The following is a 9,434-nucleotide window of genomic DNA, read 5'->3' as shown; positions in this document are numbered from 1 at the left end:
ATGGTAATGCGCGCCTTTTCTACCAGCTCCTCCGGGGCACCAGCATTTGCCGGCACAACTGTGCCCATCATGCTCACTGTCAGAATGGCAGCGGCAACAGCCGCCTTTATCCAGGATAGGCCTCTTTTCATCAAACACTCCCTCCAGAATGCATTGACAGGGAAGCAATAACAGATCCGCCTGACACCCTTTGCCCATCAGCAAGCAAAGTTTACCGTCTTCAGGATCTTCGCTGCAAAAAGTTATTTGCCGAACAGACTCTTGAGCTTGCCGCCAAGGCTGTCGCTCTCCTTGTCTGTAGTTTTGCTCGGCTCGCCTTTTTCCTGCTGCTGTTTTCCCGTTGCCTTCACTTCTGTAAGCTTCACTCCCTGTCTTGCCGCCCTGACAGCCACGGGGCAGAGGTCCTTCCCTTCTGCGCCAGCGTCAGCCAGCGCGGCAGCAGCGCCTAGTGGACCGAAAAGAAGGGTGCCGCCCACGGCCTTTCCGACGGTAAGCGCTGTCTGGCCAACGTCTACCGCCAGAGCCGGCTGCCCGAGCGTGCCACCAAGTTTAAAGGGCTTGGTCAACTCGCTGAGGCTGACACTGAAATGGGTAGCTCCTTTTTTGGCTGAAGGTTTCAGGGCGAGATTCAGGTGCTCATTTCTCAGATTGATCTCGCCAGCCCCCACAACAGTCATCTGCGGGGTATCGAACAGCAGCACTGTGGTGTCTGCAATGCCATCTCTTATATCGAAACGAGAGACCACGCAGTTGATCGCTGTGTAGTCACCCTTGTCTTTTGCCGGGTTGAGAAGCCTGAAGGCAGCAGTAGTAAGATCAGCTCCGAGCAGGCCGAGATACTTGTTGTTGATCTTGCCCTCCTTCATTATGAAGGTGGTGGCACCATTGAGCCCGGCCATGAGCTCGGCCACAGAGCGGCCCGCGCCTTTCACATCCAGCTGCACTTCCTTGAGCTCACCTGAGACAGCCTCGCTCACACCGAGTTCCTTGAGCATGCGGCCAAGATCCAGGTTCTTTATGTTCAGCTTTGTTGCCAGATTTGCCCTCTTTCCCACAGGCCGCAGATCCACCTGACCCACCAGGCTGCCGCCGCCAATGCCTGCCTTGACAGGCTTCACTGTCAGATGACCGTTGTCCAGTACCAGTTTCAGGAAAAAGTTATCCAGAGCCAATTGCGGCAGCAGCACTCGAGCGGCCCGCAGGTTGACATTGGCGTCAACAGTGCGCAGCACATCCAGCGGCAGGGGCTCGTCAGAAAAGACCCTTTTCCCCTTCTCTGCCTTTTTCCCACTGGTGGCCTCTGGCTTTGCCTCACTTTCTTTGCCGGCAATGAATGGCCGCAAGTCCAGCTCCTTCGACTTCAGGCGGGCTGTGAGTCTGGGCCGCTTCCTGGCCAACCTGATCTCTGCCGATCCCTTCAGGTCGCTGCCGCCAGCAGAAAGCTGCAAGCTGTCTATTTTATAGGTCTTTGCTGCCGGATCAGTAAGCTTCAAAGCAATCGCAAAGGGTCCCAGGTCCGGCAGGCCGCTCACGCCAGCAAATCGGCCCACTTCCGGCAGCGAATCCCCCTTGGCGTCTATGCTGATGTTGATCCCATGCGCAGCCATTACATCCTTGATGATACCTTCAACGGCTATGCTGGCTTTTGCGGCTTTGATGCTCAGTTTGAGCGGCCAGGGTTTTGCCGGATCAGTGAGCGCTATCAGGGCACCCAGACTTCCTTTGATCTCGAATGGGTTCTTGTTGTAAACCCCTGCCAACTTCAGCCGCAGGGGGCTGCCGAAACTCTTGGCGGTGGCACTGAAATGAGCGTCGCTCAACATGTAGGACTTGCCAGACTTGCCGTCCCGGTAAATGAATTTCCCCTTTTTCAATTCAATCTTTTTCAACCCCAATTCTGGCAAGCTCTTCGCCCCTTTCGCTTGTTTTTCTGCCGGAGGGGCCGCCTGAGTTTTCTTGCTCACCTTGAATTGCAGATTAGATTTTCCCTGTTTGTTGGTCTCTATGAGAACATCAGGCTCGATGAGTACGACTTTTCTTATCTCAATCTTGCCCCGGAACAAGGGCAACACTCTCACCTGCACGTCGAAGTGCTTTATTTTTGCCAGATAGGGCCGGCTACCCCATGAGGCATTTTGAAACTGTACATCGTCGACCGAGAGAACAGGCAGGAGGCCGATCTTCAATTTGATGTCGCCGCCGAGCGTCAGTTCTCTACCAGTGGTCTCTTTCACCTTTTTGGTTATCAGCGGTTTGAATTTGTTGTAATCATAGGTGGCCAGAATCACGTAGGCAGCTGCGATCACTGCCACCAGTAAAAAAACAACCGCTCCCACAAGCCATTTCCATCGCATGGTATCCCTTTCCTTCTATGCTCTTCTTTCCTCTGCTGTTTTGTTGTTATCACATAGTCACTGAAACTTGAACCTAATAGTTTAATCACCCGCGGGCCTTCCTGCAAACTGTATCTCTTTGGTCCTGCTGTGCTATTTGGTTGACACAGCCGCTGGTCATTTGGTAGAGAACTTTCATAATACTCCGTTAATTCCTGCTTTTTCAGAGTCCGACTTTACGCAACAAATCGAAAGGAGACGCAAATGAAAAAAATTTTTTTCCTGTTTCTCTCTTCCCTGTTCCTTGCCGCTTCATATGGCGGCCGACTCGAAGCTGCCAGTAAAGTCTACAAGGTTGGCGTCACAGTTATTGTTTCTCACCCCGCCCTGGAAGAGGATCAGCGCGGTTTCGAACAGGCGCTCAAGGATGCCGGGCTTTCGGTAAAATACGACTACCAGAACGCCCAGGGCGAAATGTCCAATGCCCAGACCATCGCCCAGAAGTTTCGAGACGAACGGGTAGATCTGGTGCATGCCATCGCCACCCCCACCTCGCAGGCGGCGGTCAAGGTGATAAAGGACATTCCCATTGTCTATTCCTCGGTTACCGATCCGGTGGACGCCGGCCTGGTCAAGACAATGGGCCCAGACGGCCGCAATGTGACCGGAGTCTCTGACGCCTGGCCCATCTACATGCAGATCAAGCTGTACCACGAGATGCTGCCTTCGGCTCATAAATGGGGTACCATTTACAACGCTGGCGACGCCAATTCTCTGGTCAACATCGGCAAGACCAAAAAGGCCATGGCTGAACTGGGCCTCAAACTGGTGGAAGTAACCGTATCCAATTCGAACGAAGTGTATACTGCGGCCCAGTCTCTGGTGGGCAGGGTGGACGCCATCTACATCACTTCAGACAACACTGTGGTGTCTGCCATGGGATCGGTTGCCAAGGTGGCCAACCAGAACAAGATTCCTCTTTTTGCCGGCGATGTGGGTTCCGTGCCCCGGGGCGCTTCTGTGGCCCTGGGCTTCAATTACTACCAGGTGGGCTATGCCGCCGGTAAAAAGGCAGCCAAGATTCTCAAGGGCGAGGCCAAGCCGGGCGACATTCCCTCGGGCTATGCAGAAAATTTGAGTCTGCACCTGAGTCTGGTAAATGCCAGGAAACAGGGCCTTGCTATTGCCGACAAGTACATTCGCCAGGCTGAAAAAGTTTACCGTTGATAAGATACCAGCAGAACCGCGCCACTGGCTCAGCCCCGGCACTGGCGCGGTTCATTGGTTTTTGCCGCTGCCATGATATTTACCAGCATCCTTCCCATAAGCCTCGAGCAGGGTCTGGCCTATGCCCTTGTGGCTCTGGGCATAGCCCTTACCTTCCGGGTGCTCTCCTTCCCGGACCTGACTGTTGATGGCAGCTTCCCTCTGGGCGGGGCAGTGGCCGCCCGCTTGATCGTAGAGGGGGTAAATCCGCTGGTTGCAGCTCTGGTGGCCCTGATGGCGGGATTCATTGCCGGCTGTCTCACCGGCATTCTCAATACCAGGCTGAAGATCAACAGCCTGCTGGCCGGCATCCTCATGATGACCATCCTCTACTCGGTCAACCTGCGGATCATGGCCAGGGCCAACATCCAGCTCCTGGACAGGCCCACCATCTTCTCCCCCATGGAGGCCATGCAGGTATCCCGCTATCTGCCGGTCATTATTTTCTTTTTCCTGGTCACCATGGTCTGCAAACTGGTTACTGACCTCTTTCTGCACACGGAATACGGTCTCGCTCTGCGCGCTACCGGTGACAATGAACAGATGATTCGCTCCCTCGGCGTCAACACTGACAACGCCACCATCTTTGGCCTCGGCCTCTCCAATGCCCTGGTGGCGCTCTCCGGGGCCCTCGTAGCTCAGGACCAGGGGTTCAGCGACGTGGGCATGGGCATTGGCATGATCGTTGCCGGCCTGGCCTCAATCATCATAGGCGAGACTGTGATCAAGCCGACTACTGTGTTCCGCCTCACCACTGCAGCCATCGTTGGCTCGGTGATTTACCGCTTGATAATATCACTGGGCCTGCGGTTGGGCCTCGCCCCCACTGATCTGAAGCTGGCCACCGGCGTCATGGTGATTCTGGCCCTGGGCATTCCGGCCTTGCGGGGGCCCAAAGAAGGCAAACTAAAGCTCAGAGGAGTCTGATTTTCAACCTCCATTATGCTCACCCTCCACAACATCACAAAAATTTTCAACAGAGGCACTCAGGATGAGAAAAAGGCCCTGGATTGCCTCAGCCTGGAAGTGGCCAGAGGGGATTTTGTCACCATAATCGGCTCCAATGGTGCGGGCAAGAGCACTCTTTTGAACGTGATCGCCGGCACTTTGCGGCCCGACGAGGGCCGCATCCTGGTGGACGGGCAGGATGTAACCAGAGAGCCCGAATATTCCATGGCCAAGTACCTGGCGAGAGTGTTTCAGGATCCTGCCATGGGAACAGCAGGAGAAATGACCATCGAGGAAAACCTCTGCCTTGCCGAACTGCGCGGCAAGAAAAGGGGGCTGCGCTGGGGCGTGACCAGGTCCCGGCGCAGCCGCTATCGCCAGGCCCTCAGCGTTCTGGACATGGGCCTGGAAGACCGGCTGAGAGACAAGGTAGGACTGCTCTCAGGCGGCCAGCGCCAGGTATTGGCCGTACTCATGGCCACCCTGAGCATGCCGCGCGTACTGCTGCTAGACGAGCATACGGCTGCCCTGGATCCCCGCATGGCCGAAAAAGTCATGGAGCTGACAGACCGCCTGGTAAGGGAGCACAGGTTGACCACCCTCATGGTCACCCACAATATGCATCAGGCGCTGCGCTACGGCAGCCGCATGATCATGCTGCATCAGGGCCGCATTCAACTTGCGGTGGCGGGCGAACAGAAAAAGCAGCTGGGCGTCAACGATATCCTGGCCAGATTCGGCCACAGCCTCAAAGATGAAACTCTTCTCTGTCCCACTGAAGAGCCCTGAAGGCGAACAGGCAAGGGGCTCCGTTGAGCAGCTGCCCGGCAGCTGAACTGCGGACAGGTTCTACCGATAGATCAGCCTGGCATAGTGGCGGTAGGCTCTCTCGGTGGGGGTTACACCTTGCCGGGCGGCGGCAGCCAGATTCTCCCTGGTTCCCAGCTTGCAGGCCTTCTCGGTCTTTTCCATAATGTGCGCCACACTTGCCTGCTCGCCGTACATGTACTCCTCCATGCCAGCAATCACCCCGCCGGCATTGTGGATCCAGTCCACCTGAAAAAGGATGCCCCGCTCAGCAAGCAAGGAGGCAAGCCTGATCTCCTCCTGCGGCTCCACGGCCTTGAGCTGGTTGTTGGCGGCGCCAAAAACTATCTTGTAGTTGAGCTCCTGAATGGCCTTTTCATCCAGAATTCCGCCGATAGCGCAGGGCATAAAGATGTCTGCTTCGAAAGTAAGCACCTCCTGCGGCTCGATTCTCTTGACCCTGTCCGGAAATTGCCCCGTGAGGCGGTGGACCTGTTCCTCCCGGATGTCGGCGCAGTAAATGGTCACCTCTTCAGCAGCCAGGTATTCCGCCACCAGAGGGTAGCCCACAGCGCCCAGGCCCTGGACTACTATGGTCTTGCCCTCGAGACTCCTGCTGCCGTACTTGAAAGCCACAGCTTCTTGCAGTCCGAGATAGACGCCGTAGGCCGTGGGCCTGCCAGTGGGGCCGAGGGTGCTGTAGCCGCCGGCAATATTTCTGGAATAGCCTTTGTTTTTCATGACATCCGCCAGCTCAGGAGTGAAACCCATGTCAGGTCCGGTGACCGAGCGAGTCCTGTCCAGACAGTAGGCAAGAAACCCCACCGCCTGCAGGTCGTCAGCTGCAACCGGCTGGCACTGCACGGTTATTTTGCTGCCGCCGAAGGGAACGTCTGCTGCAGCGTTCTTGAAAGACATGGCCCGGCTGAGATTGAGCCCGTCAATGATTACCTCCATCTCTCTGGCCTCAGGATGGTGCCGCCGAATGCCCCCGGCGCGTATGGCATGATAGCCGTTGTTGATGCCAAGGGTATTGCTGTGCATGTGGCTGATAAACCGTATGTCGCGGCCCTGTTCGTAGAAACATTCTATTCCCTGGTGTCCGCCCGCCCTGATGAGCTCTGCCACCTCATGCAGGTAGCCCTGCAAACCGTACCTTTTGAACAGCTCCTCGGTCTCCCTGGAACCCAGGCAGCAGGGATCAGGGCTCAAAGGATCTTCGTAGGTAAAGCTCCGCTGGTAGCTGCTCCAGTCCACCTCCCCCTGGGGCCACTCTCTGGCGCTTTGAAAGGTGACCACCTGCCAAAAAGACTCTCCTTCATACCTCAAAGCCTCCCTGGAGACAGCGCTGCGCTGCCCGCCGTCTTCAACCACTGCTGGCAGCGGCTGCCGGGGAAATGATGTCAAAAATCGCCGCATAGTCTGCATCAGCCAATCCTGCTGCCAGGGCTCGTGCGGCAATCTGCCGCGTACCCTCGAGGCTGGCGAGGTCGAGGCCGAGCGGCTCGGCCTCCCGGCAAAACAGCTCGATGTCTTTGTGCAGATGTTTGCTGGGGAAATTGGCAGCCCCGTACTGTCGCTCCAGCATTCTCTGCAGCTTCTTGTCAAACATGGGAGCATAGAGGGCGCTTTTCCGCAGGATCTCCATGAACATGTCAACCTCCATGCCCTGGCGTTGCACAAAGCCGAGACTCAGGGCAAAGGTGGTGGCAAGGCCGGCAATTAGCTGATTCATGGCCAGCTTGAGAGCTGCAGCCTTTCCCACCTCCCCCACCAGGAGTGGCTGCGGCCCCAGACAGCGCAGCAGGTCACAGTGCTGCTCGAACTGTTTTGCTCTTCCTCCCACCATTATCAGCAGCTTGCCGCTTTCTGCCTCGGGAGTGCTGCCGAGAACAGGAGCCTCCAGATAGTCGCCGCCCTTCTCTATTACTTTTTTCTGCAAGCCTTTGCTCTCACTGGGAGCAATGGTCGACATCTGGATCAGGGTGCGCCCTGCCAGTGCTGGCTCATCTTTGCCAGGAAAAAGTACTGCCTCGATGGCAGCAGCGTCTGCCAGCATCACAACCACGCAAGGAGAAGCCTCCACAGCCTGAGCAGCAGATTCGGCCACCCTGGCCCCTGCCGCTTCGAGAACCATAGCCTTTTCCCTGGTGCGATTGTATACCGTTACCTGGTGACCGGCGGCAACAAGCCTCCTCGCCATGGGTCTGCCCATCAATCCTGTACCCAGAAAAGTTACCCTCATGTCCTCCTCCCATTGAACCTGGCTGACGACTGCCCATGCCCTCGCCTTCATCCAGCGCTGTACGGGCTATCGTTGCTGTTCATTCCCTGGAAGCCGATCGGCTTCCTGCCGGCAGTTGACTTTCCTCGGCCAATGCCAGATCCACAGCAGCCACAGCATGGATTGCCGTGGTATCGAAGAGCTCCACCGGAGAATCTGCAGCCCTGACCAGCAAAGATATTTCGGTGCAGCCGAGGATGATGCCCTCGGCACCCCTGGCAACCAGTTCGGCAATGATGCGGCTGAATTCCTCTCTGGATTCTCGTAGAACATTTCCCTGACAGAGTTCGTCAAATATTATGCCGTTGACAATCATCCTGTCCCGCTTCCCCGGGAGCATCACTTCCAGATCGAACACACTGGCAAGCCTGCCTTTATAAAAGCTCTCTTCCATAGTGTACCTTGTTCCCAGAAGTCCGACCTTGCCCAGGCAGCTGTCCTGGATTCTTCTGCCAGTGGCATCCGCGATGTGCAGCAGCGGCAGGTCAACAGCCTGCTCCACCTCGGCAGCCACTTTGTGCATGGTATTGGTGCAGATCAGCAGAAAATCTGCTCCTCCCCGCTGCAGCCTTCTGGCAGCGTCTGCCAGGATTGCCGCGGCCTTCTGCCAATCTCCCTGCTGCTGCAGCTGCTCTATCTCCTGGAAATCCACACTGTAAAGGAGAATCCTGGCAGAGTGCAGTCCCCCGAGTCTTTGTCTCACTGTCTCGTTCATGATCCGGTAGTACTGGGCGGTAGACTCCCAGCTCATCCCACCGATAAGGCCCGCAACTTTCATACTGTCACCCCCTGATGCAGCCAGCAGAAGCAGGCAGTTTGGCTCGGCTAACACCACTGCCACAGGAAAATCTCTCAGAAAGCCATTGTCTCCAAATACCCTGCTGATCTCAAGGAAAATTTCCAGGCATGAGTGTTCTGCTGCCTGCAGGCCCGGTCCGGCGGCACTCCTGGTGCCCCACTCTTGCCAGACCAGTTGGCGGAGGGCAAATTTCCCTGCGGCGGAGGCATCAGGACTACTGCGCCATCCAGAGATACCTTTGTATTTGCTGACCTGTGTAGATGATCTCTCGGTAGAGACAAAATTTATTGTAAATAGTATACTGAAGCATCTTGGACATAGAAGGGAGGAAGGCCATGTCAGCTGATCAGGATACCATAGTAGTGCGTGCCAATGTGGAAATGCCGGTGGCGGCCCTGAACGCCATTGTGGCCCAGGCCAAAAAGCTGCAGCGCACCGATACTGCTGATCTCGTAGGAGAGATGATTTCCAGGTTTATTCTGGCACACGATTTTGTCGACTTTGTCCAGCAGACCGCCAATTACAAGGAGAGATCATGAGCGAACTGCTCTGGCAGCCTTCTGCTGCTCGGGTAAAGAGCACCAATATGTATGATTTTCTTCAGTATGTGAACAACAGGTACGACTATTCTTTGCACACCTACGACGAACTCTACCAGTGGTCAATCGACAACAGCCCTGAATTCTGGAGCACGCTGTGGGACTATACTGAGGTCATCCACAGCAGCCCCTACCAGCAGGTGGTAGATGATCTGCACAGGATGCCCGGCGCTCGCTGGTTCGAAGGGGCCCGGCTCAATTTTGCTGAAAACCTGCTCCGCTTCAGAGACGACTATACAGCCCTGAGCTTTATAGGCGAAGGAAGGCAAGCTGTACACCTGACCTATAGAGAACTTTTTCAGCAGGTTTCCCGGCTGGCAGCCTCGCTGCAGCATATGGGCGTGGGACCCGGCGACCGGGTAGCCGCCTTTATGCCCAACATGATGGAAACCGTCATC

The 9,434-nt window shown here is 56.0% G+C and carries 9 protein-coding genes; 5 read left to right on the top strand and 4 right to left on the bottom strand.

The annotated features are described in order from the left end of the window. Window positions 1-242: 242 nt before the first annotated feature. A complete protein-coding gene (locus JRI89_15960) occupies window positions 243-2,354 on the bottom strand; it encodes an AsmA family protein (protein MBW2072734.1) in 2,112 nt (703 codons plus the stop codon). A 243-nt stretch (window positions 2,355-2,597) separates the two neighbouring features. Between JRI89_15960 and JRI89_15955 the strand changes: the two genes are divergently transcribed. From JRI89_15955 to JRI89_15945, 3 genes are all read left to right on the top strand, one after another. Next, window positions 2,598-3,560 carry an ABC transporter substrate-binding protein gene (locus tag JRI89_15955; GenBank protein MBW2072733.1) on the top strand — a complete coding sequence of 321 codons (963 nt, stop codon included), beginning with the start codon at window positions 2,598-2,600 and terminating at the stop codon, window positions 3,558-3,560. A 72-nt stretch (window positions 3,561-3,632) separates the two neighbouring features. Further along, a complete protein-coding gene (locus JRI89_15950) occupies window positions 3,633-4,526 on the top strand; it encodes an ABC transporter permease (protein MBW2072732.1) in 894 nt (297 codons plus the stop codon). Window positions 4,527-4,541: 15 nt separating this feature from the next. Then, window positions 4,542-5,336 (top strand): ABC transporter ATP-binding protein, encoded by a 795-nt coding sequence (locus tag JRI89_15945; protein ID MBW2072731.1) that lies wholly within the window; start codon window positions 4,542-4,544, stop codon window positions 5,334-5,336. Between the two features lie 60 nt (window positions 5,337-5,396). Here the strand turns inward: JRI89_15945 and JRI89_15940 are convergent, their stop codons facing one another. From JRI89_15940 to JRI89_15930, 3 genes are all read right to left on the bottom strand, one after another. Next, window positions 5,397-6,398 carry a Glu/Leu/Phe/Val dehydrogenase family protein gene (locus JRI89_15940; GenBank protein MBW2072730.1) on the bottom strand — a complete coding sequence of 334 codons (1,002 nt, stop codon included), beginning with the start codon at window positions 6,396-6,398 and terminating at the stop codon, window positions 5,397-5,399. 322 nt (window positions 6,399-6,720) lie between these two features. Beyond that, window positions 6,721-7,650, bottom strand: coding sequence for an NAD(P)-dependent oxidoreductase (locus tag JRI89_15935; GenBank protein MBW2072729.1), 930 nt, complete (start codon window positions 7,648-7,650; stop codon window positions 6,721-6,723). A gap of 28 nt (window positions 7,651-7,678) precedes the next feature. Then, entirely contained in the window at window positions 7,679-8,416 is a 738-nt protein-coding gene (locus JRI89_15930) for an aspartate/glutamate racemase family protein (GenBank protein ID MBW2072728.1), read from the bottom strand. A gap of 356 nt (window positions 8,417-8,772) precedes the next feature. Between JRI89_15930 and JRI89_15925 the strand changes: the two genes are divergently transcribed. Continuing rightward, window positions 8,773-8,976 (top strand): hypothetical protein, encoded by a 204-nt coding sequence (locus tag JRI89_15925; protein MBW2072727.1) that lies wholly within the window; start codon window positions 8,773-8,775, stop codon window positions 8,974-8,976. Further along, a partial coding sequence (locus tag JRI89_15920; protein MBW2072726.1) for an AMP-binding protein occupies window positions 8,973-9,434 on the top strand: 462 nt, incomplete at its 3' end. The genes JRI89_15925 and JRI89_15920, both read left to right, overlap by 4 nt.

This window comes from Deltaproteobacteria bacterium, assembly GCA_019309045.1.
Classification (GTDB): Bacteria; Desulfobacterota; Syntrophobacteria; order BM002; family BM002; genus JAFDGZ01.
Note: the sequence above shows the minus strand (reverse complement) of the source record. Positions and strands in the feature narration are given on the sequence as shown.